This is a genomic window from Streptomyces sp. NPDC088147 (assembly GCF_044741565.1).
In the GTDB taxonomy this organism is placed as follows: Bacteria; Actinomycetota; Actinomycetes; order Streptomycetales; family Streptomycetaceae; genus Streptomyces.
The window spans coordinates 213,777-231,252 of record NZ_JBIUSY010000007.1; the positions used below are offsets into that span (position 1 = coordinate 213,777).

Here is a 17,476-nt window from a genome sequence, read left to right on the forward strand (position 1 = left end):
TCGCGATCCTTCGCGGGTGGCCGGACCGGTCGGCCGGCCGGGCTATCCGAAGTCGTCGTCGCTCCAGCCGCCGTCGTCGTCGGAGTTCCATCCGTCACTGGAGTCCCAGTCGCCGCCGCCGTCGCCACCGCCCGCGTCCCCGCCGCCTGAGGAGTTCTGGGCCGCCGCCTGCTGCTGTTGCTGCCGCAGTTCCTCCTCCTCTTCGGGCGTGAGTTCCTCGGGCGGGAGCTGGGCGGCCGTGACGGCGAGGGCGACGAGCCCGAGCCCGCCCAGCAGCGTCCCCATGCGCCCGCCGAACGAGGTCTTGTTGACCAGCAACGTCTCGCCCCGGTCCCAGACCGTGCGGCCGTAGCCGATGTCCCGGCCGTAGGTCACCCTGCCGTCGGAGTACCGGCGCTTGATGATGCGTCCGCCGAGCTGTTCGTCGGTGCCGGACGCGCCCTGGTTGTCGTGCCAGCGCACGTGCGTGCCGCCTTCGCGCCGCCGCCATTCCTCGCGTCCGTCCTCATAGCGGCGGTGGACGCTGCCGTCGGCGAGCAGCTCATCCCTGTACGGGGTTTCGCGTGGCCGGTTGATCACCTTGAGTCCTCGTATCCCCTGGTCGGTTCGTCGGCCATGTCATGAATCCCGCCGTACGCAGCTCACGCAGCCCGGTCCACACCGAGTGGCCGGGCGTCCTCGGTCCGCGCACGAGCCGCAGTACGGTGCGCAGCAGCCGGGCCGGTGAGACGGACTCCACCTCCGCGAAGCGCCCGTCGGCGAGCCAGTCCCGCTCGCGGGGTCCGAGCGCGGCGGGCAGCGTCAGCGGGCCGGGTCCCTGTGCCAGTACCTGTGCCGGGCCGCGCGGCGAGATCAGGTGGAGCGCCGTGGCGTGCCGGGGTACGAGGCCCATCGAGGAGACCCGTACGCCGGGGACCGCGTCACGCACCCGGCCGGTGAGCGCGATGCCGTCCACGCTCGCGTCGTGCAGGACGTGCACGGTCGCGCCGTCGACCCTGCCGAGCCCGGTCACCAGCCGGGGGTCGAGCGGCAGATCGTCGGCGGCGAACACCGGGCAGGCGGCCTCCAGATGCACATCGTTGGCGAGGAGCATCCGGGCCACCTGGCGGCTCTGGCAGATGAGCAGCCGGGGCAGTCCATAGTCGTAGAGATCGGGCGCGGAGGGCGCGGACGGTTCCCGAAAGTCATCGGCTGAAGCCGGAGCCGGGGCCAGCAGTCCCGGCACCGCGCCGTGCCGCCGCAGCGCCTCCTCGAACCGCTCGTACCGTACGGGCGGCGCGGGCGTCAGCGGAAGCCTGCGCGGGACCGCGTGCGACGGGCGCAGGACGCGGCACATCTCGTAGTACAACTGACGCTCGGTGAACCGGATCCGGCCGGGCGCGCCCGCACGCGCGACGGCGGTGGCGAGGGCACGGTCGAGCAACCGGTCGCCGATGCTCGCGGCGACGCGTGGGGTCATCGGCCGTCCTCGCCCGGCCAGGTGAGGAACCCGACGGACTCCGCCTTCCGCCGCTCGGGATCCGGACCGGTCGCGGCGCCGACGCGTGCGACGGTCCTGCTGACGGCCGCGAGGAGCTTGGCGGGCCGTATGGCCACGAGGGAGACGGTCCAGCCCTTGGCCAGCCACTCCAGCTCGTCCTTGGTGAGCGTCCCGCTCTCGCCCAGCCACTCGACGAGATCCTTCGCCGGCTTGTCGCCGCGCCTCGCCGGCGCGCCCGGCGTCCGCATGACGGCGCGCGGCGGCAGCCCCGCGTCGATCACTGTGCGGCCCGGCAGCGCCTCACGCGTCCGCATGACCAGCCGGCAGCCCGGGGCGCTCGCGTCGTGCAGGACGAGGACGGGCAGCGCGTCCGGCACCTGCTCGACCTCTGTGGCGATGACGGCTCCGTGCCGCTCCGGTATCCCGTTGGCGACCAGGAAGGCGGCGATGGCCCGGTCAGGGCAGAGCACCGCGAGGCGTGCCCCCTCCGGTATATAGACGCGGCGGTACGGGAAGTCGTCCACGATCCCGGCCGGGAGCGCGCCGTAGACGTCCACCCAGTCGCTCAGCAGCATCGCGCGGAAGCCGCTGAGCGGATTCGGCGTCGGTTTCCTCTTGCTCGCCAGGGCGATGGTCACGCCGAGGATGAAGATGCCGACCAGGATCGAGCCGAAGATGGTGAACCCGACCATGTCACCGGTGCTCACTCCGACGACGACCATGATGACGCCCACCAGCAGGGGCACCCACAGGCAGCCAAGGGCCTCCACGACCGGGCTCTGGCTCTTGGCCGGCGCCGTCCTGGGCAGCGCCGCGGCCCCAAGCTGGTGGACGGAGATCTTCAGCCGTCCGCCGTCGGTGAGCTTGGGGAGGAGACGGCGGACCCGTGCGTCGCTCATCCTCAGCGAGTTGGTCCTGGGGTCCAGGGCGAAGCGCCGCTTGCAGTGGGAGCAGGTGCGGTTGGGCCGCTCCTTCAGGAGAAGGTTCTTGTTGCAGAACGGGCAGATCATCGTGGGCCCTCCAGCACGGACGCGGCGCGCCGGAGTCCGGCGGCGAGACGCTCTCGCACGGTGGTGGCGCCGATGCCCCGGACGCGCTGGATACGTTCGATGTCGCGCAGCGCGGCGGCCAGCAGCCCGTAGTCGGTGCCCACGCGCGTGACGGTGCCGAGCCCGCCGCGGCCGTGTGCCACGCGCCGGTCGCCTGCGGTGGCGCGGCGCTCGGCTTCGTCCGCGGTGATCGCGTAGTCCTCGTGGTCGATACCGAAACCGGCCTGGGCGGCGAGCATGTTCAACGGCTTCGCGCCGCGGTTGGCGAAGGAGTGGGGCATCATCCCGGGGATCCGGATCATGGCCCCGGGAGAGAGCCGGATCTCGGTGACCCGGCCCCGCGCCGCGTCGTAGAGACCGCAGGCGGCGTGACCGAGGCTGAGCACGACGTGCTCGCCGCCGTGCGCGTGCGGGGTGACGGCGCTGCGCGGGCCGACGACCCCGAGCTTGAACGTGGCGTTGGACGGGCGCTCGGGCGAGGTGTGCGCGTCACCGACGAGGTAGTGGGCGAACTGCCCGTCGTCGAGGAAACGCAGGAACTCCTCGCTCGGGCCCAGCTCGCGCGCCCCGTTCCGGTCGGCGAACAGCACGCTGCCCCCGGGCTTGAGATGGAACAGCTCCACTCCGTGGGGCAGGTCGCGCGAGAGCCGCTCCATACCCCGCAGCCCGGGTGTGCCGGAACCGGTTTCCACGTCGGACATCAACGCCCCCCTCGCGTCGTGGACCACGATCGCATCGTAGAACCGTGACCGGGAATACCTGGAGCAGATGATATGGCGGAGCACTGACATCGCGATGAAGTGCGTGCTCCGCGCCCGCTGTTGGGGCCGATGCGCCGCATACGCGGTGGCGAGAGCCCGGGGGCCGCGTACGCGATGACGGTCCGGCGGGCCGCGTACGCGGCGACCGTCCCGGGGGGCCGCGTACGCGGTGGCGAAAGCCCGGGGCCCGGTCCGCGTACGCGACACCTCACCCCAGAGTCAGCGGCGCCTCACGTCCCCCTTCCCGCACGCCACTCCGTCGCCGTCCGGGTCGAGCCGGAGCGGATCGTCCCCGCCGTTGACCTTCAGCCGCCCGTAGTCGTTCGCCGCGAGCCAGTCGCAGCGTGCCCTCGTCGTCGCCGCCTTCGTACTCCCCGGGCTCCCCTGGCTCCCCTGGCTCCCCTGGCTCCCCCGCACCGTCTCGGGGAAGACCGTCGGTACGCAGACGTTCGCCGAGCCGTAGTGCCGGTCGCATCCCGCGACCTGCGGGCTCACCGGCGCCGAGGTCCGCTTCTTCCGCGGTTTCCCGGGGCTCTTCGCGAGATCCCCCGCGAAGTCGTGGACGTGCGCCGACTCCGCCGCCTTGTCGGCGAGCGCCGGCGGACCGCCCAGACGCACCCACTCGGCCACCGAAGGAACGCCGTTGGCGTCGACCGCGAAGAGCATGTACCAGCCCGGCGGCGCCAGATTCGGGTTGCTCGTGACATTGAGGTCGACATTGTTCCCGTCCACCGACAGCGGCAGATCCACGAACCGCTGGTTGGGGTCGGAGGAGTGGGTGACCGCGGCCGGCCGGATCAGCTCGGCCTTGGCGATCGGCCGGTCGACCGTGATCCGCTGCGTATCGCCGTACAGCCACTGGTTGTCGATCAGTGACGTGATCCGCGGGCGTGGTCCCTTGAGGAGATACGGCGGGGTGTAGAGCGACACCCGGTGGTTCCAGGAGCCGTTGCCCGGGTTGTCGCCGGTCGTCATCACCCGGCCGTCCGGCAGCAGGAACGCCGAGGAGTGGTAGCCGCGCGCCTCCGGGTCCACCGCGACCGGATCGAAGGTGTCCGTCGCCGGGTCGAACAGCGAGGACTCGTAGACGGGGTTGGCGCGGTTGTGCAGCGCGCCGCCCGTCTCCAGGACCTTGCCGTCGGGCAGCAGCACGGCGGAGCCGTACATCTTGCCCTGCGCCCCGGTCTGCGGCTGCGGTCCGTTGCCGAGGTCGACCGTGCCCTGCGGCAGCAACGGGCCCGGGGTGTAGCGGGGGTTGGGCTGCTTGAGGTCGATGAGATCCGTCAGCCGGTTGGCCTCCGGATTGGAGTCGATATTGCCGCCGCCGATCGTCAGCACCCGCTGGTCCTGCGCGGGCGGCAGCAGCACGCTCGCCGACTGGTCGCGCTCGTCCTTGTTCTGGAGACCCGCGATCTCGGTCACCGTGTTGGCGTCGTAGTCGTAGACCGACGAGCCGGTGCCGGGCGTGCCGTTGCCGAAGACATGGCTGCCGGAGTAGAAGAGCCGCCCGTCCTGCATCAGGATCATCGACGGGTACAGGCCCCAGTACGACCAGGTCTGGTTGACCTGTCCCATCGGCAGCCACTTGTCCTGCGCGGCCGACCAGCGCTCGGCCGTCACCGAACCGCTGGAGTCCTCGCGCAGCCCGCCGAAGGACATCACATCGCCATTGCCCATGATCGTGGCCGACGGATACCAGTGCCCGTCGTTCATGTCGTTGGTCCTGGTGTACGTCTCGGTGGCGGGGTCGAAGACGTACGAGTCCTTGTAGCCCTGGTAGCCGACCGTGCCGTCCGCCGACGGATAGCCCTTGTTGCCGCTCATCACCAGCACCCGGCCGTCGGAGAGCTGGACATGACCGGAGCAGAACATGTCGTCGGGGGTGGGGACCGTACGGTACGAGCCGTCCGCCGGGTCGTACACCGCCGAGGTGAACGTACCGGCCTCGAACATCTCCGGGTCGTTGCCGGAGCCCGCGATCAGCAGCACCTTGCCGTTGTGCAGCACCACCGAGTGCATCGAGCGCACCGGGTTCTCCGTCGGCAGCACCTGCCAGCGGCCGTTGGCGCACTCCTCGGCGGTCCCGGTGCACTCCGGTTCGACGGGCGGCGGGGCGACCTCCTCCATCACATAGTCATCGGTGGTCACACTGCCCGTGCCGTACACCGACACGCCCCAGGTGATCCGGTCGGTGCCGGGCGGGATGACGGGCGTACGGACCTCGGCCCGCTGGTAACCGGCGCTGAGGTCCAGGGTCTTGAGATCGGTCCAGTACTGCCAGCCCGCCGTGGCGTCATGGCGGAAGAGCGTGATCGCGGCGTCGGGTGTCGTGGATTTGTACCAGAGGGACAGGTCGTACTGCCGCTCGGGCACGACCGCGGGCGCGCACTCCGCGGACTCCGTGATCAGCGCCTTGCGGTCGCCCTCGGTCCGGCGGGTCAGCGCGACTCTCAGCGCCGCGGTGCCGGAGTGGGCGTCGGCGACGGTATCGAAGGAGAAGTCGTTGTCCCCCCAGCCGGACCGCTCCCAGCAGTACGGCAGGGCGTCCGTGCCGGGCGGGCCCGGTGTCTCGAACCCGGGGTTCTTGACGAGGTTCGCCCCGGCCGCGGCGGGCTGCTGGGTGGCGTACAGCATGCTGCCGGTCAGCGCGAGGAACGTGAGGAAGGCGGTACGACGCGACGTACGGAAACGGAAGGGGCGCGGCGTACGGGATCCGCGCGACGTACGGAAACGGAAGGGGCGCGAGGTACGGGATCCGCGCGGCGTACGGAACCGGCGTGGCGGGACACGCGGCGGGACGGGGCTCATCGGCGCACGCTCCCCTCGGTACGGGCGGCCACCGCCGCACGGTCCGACGCGCGGCGGGCCGCACGGCCCGCGCCGCGCCCCGCGCCGCGCCCCGCCCGCTCCCGCCTCGGCTCCCGCTTGGGCAGATACACCAGCGCCTCCGTGCCCACGAACCGCAGCACGAACGTCGCCAGCAGCGCGCACGCGGTCGCCGTCAGCACCCCCATCCCGAGCTGTGCGACGAACAGCGCGATCAGCGGGATACGGAGCAGCAGGTCGGCGTTGGCGAGCAGCGCGAACCGGCCCACCCGGTCCGCCCAGTGCCGGTGCGCCCGCCGGTCGCGGAAGAGCAGCACCTCGATCAGGAGGAAGTTCCACAGGACCCCGAACTGGTTGGCCACCACCTCGGCCGGCAGATAGTGCACCCCGGCCGCCGTCAGCCCGTGCAGCGCGAGCAGGTTCGGTACGAAGCCGGTGAGCCCGATCAGTCCGAAGGCGATCATCCGGGCGAGCGGGGCGGCCGTCCGCAGCTCCACGAGGTGGCGCAGGAAGCGCAGTCCTTCCTTCGCCGTCGACTTCGACTCGCCCGCGAACCGGTCGCGGAAGACGAACGGCACCTCGGCCGGCTGCTCGGGCCGGCAGCGTACGGCCAGCTCCAGCAGGATCTTGTAGCCGAGCGGCCGCAGCGCCTCCGCGGTGACGGCGGAGCGCCGGATCGCGAAGAACCCGCTCATCGGGTCGCTGATCCCGCGCAGCCCGGCCGGGAACAGCCCCTTGGTCAGCCAGGTCGCCGCGCGGGACACGGCGACGCGGTAGCCGCCGGCCAGCCCGGCCCGGCTGCCGCCCTCGATATAGCGGCTCGCGACGACGAGATCCGCGGAGGTCCGCTCCCCGGCCGCGACCAGCTCGGGGACGAGCGCGGGCGGATGCTGGAGGTCGGCGTCCATGACGACGATCCAGTCGGACCCCGCGGCCCTGAGCCCTTCGACGACCGCACCGCCGAGACCGCCCTCGGGCTTCTCCCGGTGGATCACGCTCACCGGGAACGGGCAGTCCTGCGCGGCGGATTCGATGACGTCGGGGGTGTCATCGGTCGAGTCGTCGACGAAGATCACCTCGCAGGGCAGCCTGGCCGGTACGGCGCCGGTGAGCTGCCGCAGCAACTCCCGTACGTTCCCGGACTCGTTGAAGGTCGGGATGATGACGGTGACGGCGCCGGGCTCGGCGACGACGGTCGCCTCCAGCTCCGGTTCACCGCGCTCCCCGGCACCGATGGGGGGAAGAATGCTCATCGCTCGTCGCCTCCCGCGATCCGGTCGCCATCCGTGCTTGCCGTGCGTGCGGCGCTTCCCGTACTTCCCGTGCGCCCCGCGCCTCCCGCGCCTCCCGTGATCCGCCGGATCTCGATCCGGTCCTCGCCGTCCCCGAAGACGGCGACGGCGGTCGAGTGCTCCAGCGCGTCCCGCACCTTGGGCAGATCGCGCGCGTCGCGCCGTACGGTCGGGGACGCGACCACATAGTCCAGATCGCGCCAGCCGTCGGGCATGGTCTTCGTGACGGCCGGGTCGAGGTCGGCCTTGTAGAACCAGATCGCGCCGAGCCCCGGTTCGTACCCGGCGTGCACGAGGTCGAGCCAGAGCGCGTCGTCGACCAGCACCCGGGCCCGGGACGGGTCGGGCACCTCGGTCGCCATCCAGGAAGCGGCCTGCCGGTAGGGGGCGTTGGCGTCGGCCGTCAGCGCGGTGCGATCGCCCTCGTACCACCGGGGGACGACGACGGCCAGCGCGCTCGCGGCGAGCGCGGCCAGCGCCGTCCAGCGGACGGTGGTGAGCGTACGGCCCTCCCGCGGGCCGCGCCGTCTGCGCAGGATCGCGTGGGTGACGGACGCGGCGCCGCCCGCCAGCACCAGCGCCAGGAACGGCAGCGCCTGGATGACGTACATCGCGGGCAGATAGCCGGACGGGCGCAGGGCGACCAGGGTGAGGATCACCACGGCCAGCGCGGGCCCCGCGAGCGCCCGCGCGGTGACCGACCAGCGCAGGGTGACCACCAGCAGGACGGCGCCCGCGATGCCGCCGAGCGGCAGCACCCGGTCGTAGTACAGCCAGGACTGGAGCACCCCGTACGAGCCGCTGCCCGGGTCGAGTACGAAGCCGGATCCGGGCCTGCTCATCTGGAACGCGATGCCGTCCCAGAGCGAGACATGGCCGCCGCCGGGCAGCAGTTCCCCCTTGAGCAGGGCCATCAGCGGATAGCTGAGGCCGACCAGGGCGCAGGCGGTGATCGCGCCGGTCACCGCGAACTTCCGGGTGTCGCGATGGCTGTGCCGCCACAGGGTCACCAGCAGCGCGGGCAGGATGACCAGCATGGTCTCCTTCGTGAGCACCCCGACGGCGGCGGCGATTCCGGCCGCGAAGTGGTGCCAGAGATGCCGGCTGGGCGAGGCCGCGAGGCAGAACGCGAGCAGCATCCACATCACGGCGATGTTGTCGAGGAAGATCTCCCGCTGGAGCACCACGGAGAGCGGGGAGAGCCCGAACAGGGCCATCGCCAGCCCGGCGGCCCAGCGCGGCAGCCAGAGCCGCCTGGCCAGTACGTACAGGAAGACCGCGCTCGCCGCGCTGACCAGCAGCATCGCGAAGCGCATCGGGGCGACCGTCATCGTCTCGGGCGAGAGGAGCGCGGGCAGCCAGGTCAGGAAGGCGATCTGCATCCAGCCGAGCGGCGGATGGTCGTACCAGTAGGTGTAGTGGGCGAGGCCCTTGCCCTCCTGGACGGCCCAGGCCTGCGCGAGATAGGTGCCCTCGTCGTCGCTGAGCGTCGGATAGTGCTGGATGTTCCAGCCCTGGACCAGCAGGATCGCGACGAGGAGCGCCCCGCACAGGAGCAGATCGGCGCGGGAGCGGCGGAAGCGTATGACCGGCCGGACGGTGAGCCGCGTCCTGCTGACGCGGCGGGCATGGCCGGGCCGCGCGGTGACGGCGGTCGGCTGCCCGGTCGTCACCGTGGGGAGGGTGGAGGTCACGCGTGGACGTCCTCTCGGATGAGATGCGCGCCGACATGACTGGTCAGCTCCCAGTCGCTGCGCCCCCGGTGCTCGCGCCAGACGGCGCGGATCGCCGCGCCCGCGAGGAGCACCTGGTAGATGGGGCCGCCGACGATGAGCTTCAGATAGTGCGAGAGGCGGACGCGCAGTCCGTACTGCTTGCCGAAGTCATGGAGCCCGACGACCTCGAAGACGAAGGTCACCATGGCGGTGACCAGCGGCAGGAACGTCACGAACGCGACCGTGACCGGTACGTCGAGCAGGAGCGCGACCGCCACGTTGAGCGGGATGATCAGGCCGGTGAACGCCTGGAGGAACGGTGTCATCAGCGTGTAGCGGGCGAGCATCCGCTGTCCGCGCGTGGGCAGTTGGCGCCAGTCCTTCTTGCGGTACACCTGAAGGAAGCCCTGGTTCCAGCGGGTGCGCTGTTTGAGCAGGGAGACGAGCGAGCCCGGGGTCTCCTCGCGGGTCACCATGTCGGAGTCGTACGCGACGACGACCTTCTTGCCGACGCTGGAGAGGCGTACGCCCAGATCGCAGTCCTCGGCCAGGCAGTTCGGGTCCCAGCCGCCCGCCTCGCGCAGGACGTCGGTACGGACGAAGACGGTGTTGCCGCCGAGCGGGATGAAGCCCTTCTGGGCGTGCAGATGGAGCCTGCTGCGGAACCAGAAGAAGTACTCCAGGCAGTTGCGCAGGCTGTACCAGCTGGAGTGGAAGTTGATCAGCTGGACGCCGCCCTGGACGACATCGGCGCCGGTGGTGCGGAAGGCGTGGTCGACGTGGGTCAGCAGCTCCGGGTGGACCTGGTCCTCGGCGTCGAAGACCCCGACGACCTCGCCGGTGCAGTACGGCAGCGCCGTGTTGAGCGCCTTGGGTTTGTTCTTGGCCTCATGGGTGTCGACGACGACCCTGACCCGGTGCGGGTCGCGGGCGGCGGCCCGTTCGGCGACCGCCGCCGTCTCCGGGTCGTCGTGCCCGACGATGACGATGATCTCGAACCTGCTGTGGCCGGACTCCAGCAGCCGCTCGACGGTGTGCTCCAGCACGGCCTGTTCGTGACGGGCCGGCAGCAGCAGCGAGAACGAGCCCTCGCGTCCGCCGTCGGGCCGGTCGAATCTGGTCGCGGCGAGCGTTTCCGGCGTACGCCAGGCATGCATCTGCCACCAGAGCGTGAACGCGGCCATCCAGAACAGCGCCAGTGAAATGGCAGCGATGAATACGGACGTGAACACATGGCCCCCCTCGGCCAGGGCAGGCCGCGGCAGGCCCCCCTGGCCGTCGGCTGACCCCTGCATCCCCCTCGTGCGCACAGTCCCCCCGTGCGCACCTGTTGTGACTCTTGTGGAGACAATAAGGGGGACCTGTGACAGCCGGAGGGCCGATTGGGTGAATACTGCGTTTCAGTCCGATTCACCACGCGTCGGAAATCAGCCATACGTTACTCGAAAACGCCCAACTCTCCCTTTAGTGCGCTTACTTCCGTCATCGGCGCGGCACAGACGAACCTCCGGCAGACATAGGCGGCGGCCTCCCCGCCGACCAGCGGACGGTCCGTCAGCAGCGGGAACTCATCACTTCCGGCCACTCCCGCCGCGACGACGGCGCCGGGCGCGGTGCCCAGCAGCGCCGTACGGTGCAGCGCGCTCCGCTCCGGCCCGGTCCCGGCTCCCGCCGCCCCCGGCTTCTCCACGACCGCGATCTCGCGCGGCCCGTCGAGCAGCGCCTCGGCCACCGCGAGCCCCCAGCCGATGAAGCGCGGCGCCCTCGGCCCGAGCGCCTTCACCACCCCCAACGCCCCTTCGGCGGCGGTGCGATGGGCCTCGGAGCCGGTGTGCGCGGCATACGAGAGAAGCGCTCCGGCGGCGGCCGTCCAGCCGGACGGCGTGGCGTTGTCCGTGGGGTCCTGCGGGCGCCTGATCAACTGTTCGGCGTCGTTCGCCGTGTCGTACAGCGTCCCGCTCCCGGCCACGAACCGGTCGAGCACAATGTCCAGCAAGAACCCGGCGAATTCCAGCCATGTCCCCTCACCGGTGACCCCCGCGAGCGCCAGGAAGCCCTCGGCGACATCGCCGTAGTCCTCCAGCACCCCCGCGTTGGCGCCGGTGCGGCCGTCCTTCGATGTACGGGCGAGCCGCGCCGCGTCGTCCAGATGCACCCGCACCAGCAGATCGGCGGCCTCCGTGGCGCGTTCCACCAGATCCGGCCGGTCGAAGTAGGCGCCGGTCTCGGCCAGGGCGGCGATCGCGAGCCCGTTCCAGGCGGCCACGATCTTGTCGTCCCGCCCCGGTTTCGGCCGCCCGTCACGCGCCGCGAGCAGCCGCCGCCGTACGGAGGCGACCCGCTCGGCGTCCGCCACCCCGCCGTCCAGCGGCAGTTGCAGCACGGACGCGCCCTCCTCGAAGGTGCCCTCCTCCGTCACCCCGAAGTACCGCGCGGCGAACGCGGCGTCCGACTCCCCCAGCACCTCGCGCAGCTGGTCCGGCGTCCACACATAGAACGCGCCCTCGACATGCGCGCCGCTGCCGTCGTCACTGTCCGCGTCCAGGGCCGAGGCGAACCCGCCCTCCGCCGTGCGCAGTTCGCGCACCATGAAGTCGGCCGTCTCCAGCGCCACCCGCCGGGCCAGATCGGAGCCCGTGGCCCGCCACAGATGCGCGTACACCCGGCACAGCAGCGCGTTGTCGTACAGCATCTTCTCGAAGTGGGGCACGGTCCACTCGCGGTCCACCGAGTACCGGGCGAACCCGCCGCCGAGCTGGTCGTAGATCCCGCCCCTGGCCATCGCCTCGCACGTATCGGCCGCCATCTGGAGCGCGCCCTCCGCGCCGGTACGGGCGTGGTGGCGCAGCAGGAACTCCACCGCCATGGACGGCGGGAACTTGGGCGCCCCGCCGAACCCGCCCCGCACCGCGTCGTACTCCCGCGTCAGCCCCAGCAGCGCCTGCGCCAGCTCCTCCTCACCCGGCACCCCGTCCCCCCGGTACGCGAGCGACCGCCCCGCCAGCTCCCCCACGATCCGCGCCGCGACCTCGGTGACCTCCCCGCGCCGGTCCTTCCACGCGGCACTGACCCCCTCCAGGACCTGCGGGAAGGACGCCATGCCGTGCCGGGGCGCGGGCGGGAAGTACGTACCGAAGTAGAACGGCTCCCCGTCCGCCGTCAGAAACACCGTCATGGGCCACCCGCCCTGCCCGGTGGCCGCCTGAACCGCCTCCATGTACACGGCGTCCACATCGGGCCGCTCCTCGCGGTCGACCTTGACGCTGACGAAGTGGGCGTTCATGTACCGGGCGGTCGTCTCGTCCTCGAAGCTCTCGCCCGCCATCACATGGCACCAGTGGCAGCTGCTGTACCCGACGCTCAGCAGCACCGGCACATCCCGCCGCCGCGCCTCCTCGAACGCCGCGGGCGACCAGGGCCACCAGTCGACGGGGTTGTCGGCGTGCTGGAGGAGGTACGGGGAGGTCTCATGGGCCAGTCGGTTCGCCATGCGCCCCATCCTGCCCCAGCCTCCCCGCACGCCCGCCGCAGGCACGGAGTTCTCGACACGAAGCCGAAGCGTCAGTGATGAGCGGCTGATCACCGAGCGGTCGCACCTCAGACACGCTGCGGTACTCGTGCTGGAACCGGCACATCACAGTGTGTGACTTCGGCAAAGTCATCCCGCCGGCCACCACCCGACGGGGTGCTCAGCGTGCGGAAGCAGGCAAGGCGAAGTCATGCCATCAAGCGGTTCGCAGCGGCCTCCCCCGCATGCCGCACCTAGGGCCTGTCCGGCGGATCATGGGCGGAGCCATAAGCGGACCGCCGCTGCGGTGACCGTGCCGTGGAAGACGTAGGCCCGCTTGTCATATCGGGTTGCGACCGCTCGGGAGTTCTTGAGCCGGTTGATGGTCCGCTCGACCTCGTTGCGTCGCCGGTAGCGTTCGCGGTCGAACCCGGTGGGCCTGCCGCCCGCGCTGCCTCGGCGGCGACGGTTGGCCCGCTGGTCCTTCGGCTCCGGGATCGTGTGCCGGATCCGTCGTCGTCGCAGGTAGCGGCGGTTGCGGCGGGAGCTGTATGCCTTGTCGCCGCTGATGTGGTCGGGCCGGGTCCGGGGCCGTCCGCCCAGCGGCCGGGGAACTCGGATCCGGTCCAGGACCTCCGCCAGTTGCGGAGCATCGCCCCACTGGCCCGGAGTGACCAGCAGGGCCATGGGGCGGCAGCCGCCTTCCCCGGCAAGGTGAATCTTGCAGGTCAGGCCGCCCCGAGACCGTCCGAGTCCCTCGTCGGGGCGGTGGTGCCGGGGCGTCGTCCTTTTTTCGGGACCCGTGGCCGGGTCTTTCGCGCGCCGGCCGCGTGCTGGTGGGCCCGGCAGGAGGTCGAGTCGACACCGACCATTGACCAGTCGATCCGCCCTGCAAGGTCGGCGTGGGCCTGGACTGCATGCAGGAGTCGGTCCCAGGTGCCGTCCGCCGACCAGCGGCGATGCCTCTCATAGATCGTTTTCCAGGAGCCGTAGCGTTCCGGCAGGTCACGCCACGGGACACCGGTGCGGACCCGGAAGAGGATTCCGTTGACCACAGTGCGGTGGTCATTCCACCGCCCGCCCCAGCCGCCCGGGAGTGGCAGGTGCCGCTCCAGAAGCGACCACTCACGATTCGTCAGATCCCCCCGACCCATAACCGAATTAACGAGCGACCGGTCAGAAGGTCACATGATCCGCCGGACAGCGCCTAGCGGCCTTGGGCGCCCCGGCATCACAGGACAGTAGGCTGAGGCCAGCAGCGCTGGAACTGTCGAGGCCCCTCGAAGGAGGTACACCATGACCGCCGAGATGGTGGCGCCCGCGTGGATGCATACGCAGATCAGCGCGGAGCAGTACGACTCCTGGTCAGAGGAGCAGTGTGCCGGCATCGAGATCGTGGACGGGATGGTCGTTGTGAGCCCGAGCGCGTCCAAACGGCACAACCGGCTGGCCCGAATCCTGGCCAATGCCCTGGACGCCGCGGCGGGCCCGGACTGGAACGCCGACACGGACTTCGACGTCCGCCTGCAGGACGTTCCTCTCACGAACCGCCGTCCGGACGTCGTCGTCTACCAGACGGAGACCATCGACATCACGCCCACCCGCCCAGAGCATGTGCTCCTGGTCGTCGAGGTCGTGTCCCCCGGCTCGGAGACCACCGACCGGATCGTGAAGGTGGACCAGTACGCCAAGGCCGGCATCCCCTTCTACTGGCGGATCGAACAGGCCACGACCGGTGTCCCCATCATCTACACCTACGTTCTCGACCCTGCCACCAAGGTCTACAGGGACGGCGAGATGTTCACCGGCGTGATCAAGGCTGCCGCGCCCTTCTCCGTCACCGTGGACCTGGGAGCCATCTGATAGCGCTGGAAGATCATTTCCTCATGACTGAGCACAAGGGAAAGCGGAAATTCAGGGACCACCTGGAGGCTCTTTTCGCTGCAGTCGGCTCCCCTAAGCCAGCCGCGATCTGCTCTGCGAGCAGGGATCGCCTTGGACGAACTTCCCTGTCCGTGCAGCGCATCAGCGATTGGCGAAGCGGAAAGCACATACCGAGAGATAAACTCTTTCGAGAGTTTCTCCGTGCAGTCGACGCCATGGCTCGGCAGCGAAACACCGTCCTCCCTGCCGCGCTCGCCGACCCGGCAGTTTGGGATCGCCTCCTGCGCGCGGCGCGAGCCAAGACTCCCACTCCGACACAGGAAGAATCGCGTCACATCACGGTAGGCCCAGTCCGGATCCCGATCCGCCCGGTGGCTGACGCCAAGCCGCTGGAACTGGGCGTACACCGAACGAGTCGCCTCGAGGGTGTTCCCCCACTACCGACCTATGTGCCACGGGACGCGGACAGCACAGTCTCGACTCAACTGCTTGAAGCCAGGGAGAACGGCGGCCTCATCCTATTGGTCGGCGAGTCCACGGCCGGAAAATCACGGTGCGCCTTCGAGGCCGTACAACGCGAACTTTCTGATCATTGGATCATTGCACCACCTGCGGCAAGCGACCTGGGCCCCGTGCTATCGCATATATCGCTACGGAGGCACGGCCGTCGGAAGTGGGTGCTCTGGCTGGACGACCTCGACCGCTTCCTCCTCCCAGGCAGTCTCGATCAAGGCATGTTGTCCGCACTCTTGGACCAACGAGTTGTGGTCATGGCCACCATGCGTTCCGAGGTGTACGGCAATTACAGTGAGCGCGCGTTGAGAGGCACGGGAGCTGGCGTGGCGTCTGTGCGCCGCCTGGGATCCCGGGTCTTGAACCTCATCGAGCCCCTCGTACTGGACCGACAGTGGTCCGAGGCGGAAATGGGCAGGCTCCACGCGCACCTTGAAAACCCGAACCGCGATATTCGTCTTGCTGAAGCAGCCCGCCACCACGGCGTTCACGGCATCGCAGAATACCTCGCAGCCGGGCCGAAGCTGCTCGAAGAGTTCCTGACGACCAAACGTCAGCCGAAAGGCCATCCCCGTGGCGCGGCCCTGGTCCAAGCAGCCATCGACCTTACGCGAGCAGGCATCTCCACTCCGCTGCCCGCTGAGACCCTGCTGACATTGTCCACGTGTTATCTCACTGCTGGGGATGCCTCCCGTCTCCGAGCCGAGAGTCCCGAGCAGGCTCTGATGTGGGCGACCGAGACCCAATTCGGTGTAGCAGGAATGCTGGTTGCCACAGATACCGCAGATGCCTGGCGCCCATTCGACTACCTCGTGGACGCCACAGCCAGCGCCGCCGAAGCGGCGGACATCCCTGACGAGGTATGGGAGGCAGCAGTCGCGCACGCGAGTGGCGGTAGCGAGCTGCTGCCTGTCGGGCGGTCTGCCTTCCGCTTCGGTCGCCTCGTGCTCGCCAAGCGCTGCTTCTCTCCACTGGCAGCCAGAGGTGACCATGCCGCCATGCACGACCTTGGGTTCGTACAGCGCGAGCAACGTCCAGAACACACCTGGTCATCGTGGTACCGGACGGTATCTGAGACAGGAACTCCCTTGCAGGCCCGAGCCCTTGGTGCCCTGCACGAGATTGAAGGACGATGGGACGAAGCAGCGGCCTGCTACGAGAGGGCCGCAGCCCAGAGGGATGCCCTTGCCATGCGGCTCCGGGGTGTTATCGCCCAGCGGCGCCGACAGAACGCCGAAGCCCATGAGTGGTACGTCCAGGCTGCAGAGGGTGGAGATGCGGTAGCGATCGCATCCTTCAATGCTCCTAGCATCTACCTACCTCAAGAGGGCCACGGGCTAGGTTCGGAAACCTGGGACCCAGACGTCGTCTGGGACGAGGAAGACGAAGAGCCATGGCGGATGACGCCCCGCACATCGCGCATCCTCAGCTGCAACCTGGAGATCCTCGCCGATATGGCTCATGACGAGTTGGAAGAGTTGGGTGACCAGCCGATCCTCGCGAACAGCTTTGGGATCTTCTTCGCATACTTGCCAGCATCGACATGGGGCCAGCCACGGCCTTGGCGGCGCAGGATGCTGAGAGCCCTGGACGATCTCAACGAAGACATCACCCTTGGCCGTTCCCCTGAACCACGCTGCGCGGCAGAGGAACTGGCGCTCCACTTTGCCCTGCAGAGTGCTTCGGCAATGACATGTGATGAACCGGATCTGGTCGCCAAGTTCACCGAAGGGCTCCCCGAGCAGCGGGGGGACTACGACTGGTCCGACTGCTCGGATTTGCTCTTCCAAGACCACGATGTGCTCTTTCTGTATGACCCCACGCTGCAGGGGTTGGAGCACCCTGACAGCCCCCTCAATCAACGCATGGGCATCGGAGATCTGCGCCCTGAAGGATGGTTCGAGGAGTTCGGCAACGTGCCGCCTCGCGATCCGACCCGAGGGTTTATGCATTGAGCCGACCCGGCTGAACCATGTCGTCACATGCTGATCTTGGCCTGGCGGGACGTGGCCGAGCGACACGGAGCATGAACCAGTCTGTCCACCCGTTTCCGCCAGTAGCTGAAGGACGGCACCCTCGAGCCACTTCGGGCGGCGCAAGCGGAGAGCGGACGGGGCCGGTTACATCGACTGGCTGGCGTCCGGTGGAATTCACCGTCGCAGACGCTCACCAGCGTGCCACCAGGGCTCGGAAAAGAGGCTTCGCGACGCGGTGCTCGGCCACTCCATGGCGGACTGAGCTCCAGGATCCCACGTGGTCTGCACTGCGCTGGACGTCCGCCCTCTTCGCCGTCACGGGCAGGGACACCGACGGCTGCGCGCAGTTCACCACGGTGATGGTGGTGATACAGCCCCCCATGGATCGTGCCGGAACGCTCCTGGATACGACTCGCCACGTCCTTGGCGGCAAGGCTGCACCTCCGCGATCATCCTGACCTGGCTGCGACGC

The 17,476-nt window shown here is 69.7% G+C and carries 12 protein-coding genes; 2 read left to right on the forward strand and 10 right to left on the reverse strand.

Features of this window, described 5'->3' with window-relative positions; translation table 11 throughout:
* Nucleotides 1-42 precede the first annotated feature (42 nt).
* The 10 genes from ACIOGX_RS24540 to ACIOGX_RS24585 all read right to left on the reverse strand — a co-directional run bounded on the left by ACIOGX_RS24540 (nt 43) and on the right by ACIOGX_RS24585 (nt 13,785).
* A complete protein-coding gene (locus tag ACIOGX_RS24540; protein WP_383963417.1) occupies nt 43-579 on the reverse strand; it encodes a hypothetical protein in 537 nt (178 codons plus the stop codon).
* Nucleotides 542-1,459: a hypothetical protein gene (locus tag ACIOGX_RS24545; RefSeq protein ID WP_401916206.1), complete on the reverse strand. Its 918-nt coding sequence runs from the start codon at nt 1,457-1,459 to the stop codon at nt 542-544. Before ACIOGX_RS24545 ends, ACIOGX_RS24540 begins: the two co-directional genes overlap by 38 nt.
* Nucleotides 1,456-2,490 carry a hypothetical protein gene (locus ACIOGX_RS24550; RefSeq protein WP_401916209.1) on the reverse strand — a complete coding sequence of 345 codons (1,035 nt, stop codon included), beginning with the start codon at nt 2,488-2,490 and terminating at the stop codon, nt 1,456-1,458. Before ACIOGX_RS24550 ends, ACIOGX_RS24545 begins: the two co-directional genes overlap by 4 nt.
* Entirely contained in the window at nt 2,487-3,230 is a 744-nt protein-coding gene (locus tag ACIOGX_RS24555) for a cupin domain-containing protein (protein ID WP_401916212.1), read from the reverse strand. Before ACIOGX_RS24555 ends, ACIOGX_RS24550 begins: the two co-directional genes overlap by 4 nt.
* 279 nt (nt 3,231-3,509) lie before the next feature.
* Nucleotides 3,510-5,924, reverse strand: coding sequence for a galactose oxidase-like domain-containing protein (locus ACIOGX_RS24560; protein ID WP_401916666.1), 2,415 nt, complete (start codon nt 5,922-5,924; stop codon nt 3,510-3,512).
* Nucleotides 5,925-6,094: 170 nt separating this feature from the next.
* The gene (locus ACIOGX_RS24565) at nt 6,095-7,369 is read right to left on the reverse strand and encodes a glycosyltransferase (RefSeq protein WP_401916215.1); all 1,275 of its coding nucleotides are present in this window, start codon (nt 7,367-7,369) and stop codon (nt 6,095-6,097) included.
* Nucleotides 7,366-9,102 (reverse strand): ArnT family glycosyltransferase, encoded by a 1,737-nt coding sequence (locus ACIOGX_RS24570; protein WP_401916218.1) that lies wholly within the window; start codon nt 9,100-9,102, stop codon nt 7,366-7,368. Before ACIOGX_RS24570 ends, ACIOGX_RS24565 begins: the two co-directional genes overlap by 4 nt.
* Nucleotides 9,099-10,355 carry a glycosyltransferase gene (locus ACIOGX_RS24575; RefSeq protein ID WP_356514364.1) on the reverse strand — a complete coding sequence of 419 codons (1,257 nt, stop codon included), beginning with the start codon at nt 10,353-10,355 and terminating at the stop codon, nt 9,099-9,101. Before ACIOGX_RS24575 ends, ACIOGX_RS24570 begins: the two co-directional genes overlap by 4 nt.
* A gap of 206 nt (nt 10,356-10,561) precedes the next feature.
* Complete coding sequence (locus tag ACIOGX_RS24580) at nt 10,562-12,613, reverse strand: thioredoxin domain-containing protein (protein WP_401916221.1); 2,052 nt, start codon at nt 12,611-12,613, stop codon at nt 10,562-10,564.
* Nucleotides 12,614-12,904: 291 nt separating this feature from the next.
* A protein-coding gene (locus tag ACIOGX_RS24585; RefSeq protein WP_401916224.1) for an IS5 family transposase occupies nt 12,905-13,785 on the reverse strand; the annotation gives its coding sequence in 2 pieces (ribosomal slippage) (nt 12,905-13,425 and nt 13,425-13,785; 882 coding nt in all).
* 142 nt (nt 13,786-13,927) lie between these two features.
* On the opposite strand from ACIOGX_RS24585, the gene ACIOGX_RS24590 reads away from it, so the two are divergent.
* Both ACIOGX_RS24590 and ACIOGX_RS24595 read left to right on the forward strand, forming a co-directional pair.
* Complete coding sequence (locus ACIOGX_RS24590) at nt 13,928-14,494, forward strand: Uma2 family endonuclease (protein ID WP_401916227.1); 567 nt, start codon at nt 13,928-13,930, stop codon at nt 14,492-14,494.
* 791 nt (nt 14,495-15,285) lie between these two features.
* Nucleotides 15,286-16,983: a hypothetical protein gene (locus ACIOGX_RS24595; RefSeq protein WP_401916230.1), complete on the forward strand. Its 1,698-nt coding sequence runs from the start codon at nt 15,286-15,288 to the stop codon at nt 16,981-16,983.
* Nucleotides 16,984-17,476 lie beyond the last annotated feature (493 nt).

Coding starts and splice junctions, on each gene's coding strand:
- ACIOGX_RS24545 (WP_401916206.1), bottom strand. CDS start 1,459: ATGACCCCACGCGTCGCCGCGAGCATCGGCGACCGGTTGCTCGACCGT.
- ACIOGX_RS24550 (WP_401916209.1), bottom strand. CDS start 2,490: ATGATCTGCCCGTTCTGCAACAAGAACCTTCTCCTGAAGGAGCGGCCC.
- ACIOGX_RS24555 (WP_401916212.1), bottom strand. CDS start 3,230: ATGTCCGACGTGGAAACCGGTTCCGGCACACCCGGGCTGCGGGGTATG.
- ACIOGX_RS24560 (WP_401916666.1), bottom strand. CDS start 5,924: ATGCTGTACGCCACCCAGCAGCCCGCCGCGGCCGGGGCGAACCTCGTC.
- ACIOGX_RS24565 (WP_401916215.1), bottom strand. CDS start 7,369: ATGAGCATTCTTCCCCCCATCGGTGCCGGGGAGCGCGGTGAACCGGAG.
- ACIOGX_RS24580 (WP_401916221.1), bottom strand. CDS start 12,613: ATGGCGAACCGACTGGCCCATGAGACCTCCCCGTACCTCCTCCAGCAC.
- ACIOGX_RS24590 (WP_401916227.1), top strand. CDS start 13,928: ATGACCGCCGAGATGGTGGCGCCCGCGTGGATGCATACGCAGATCAGC.
- ACIOGX_RS24595 (WP_401916230.1), top strand. CDS start 15,286: ATGGCCACCATGCGTTCCGAGGTGTACGGCAATTACAGTGAGCGCGCG.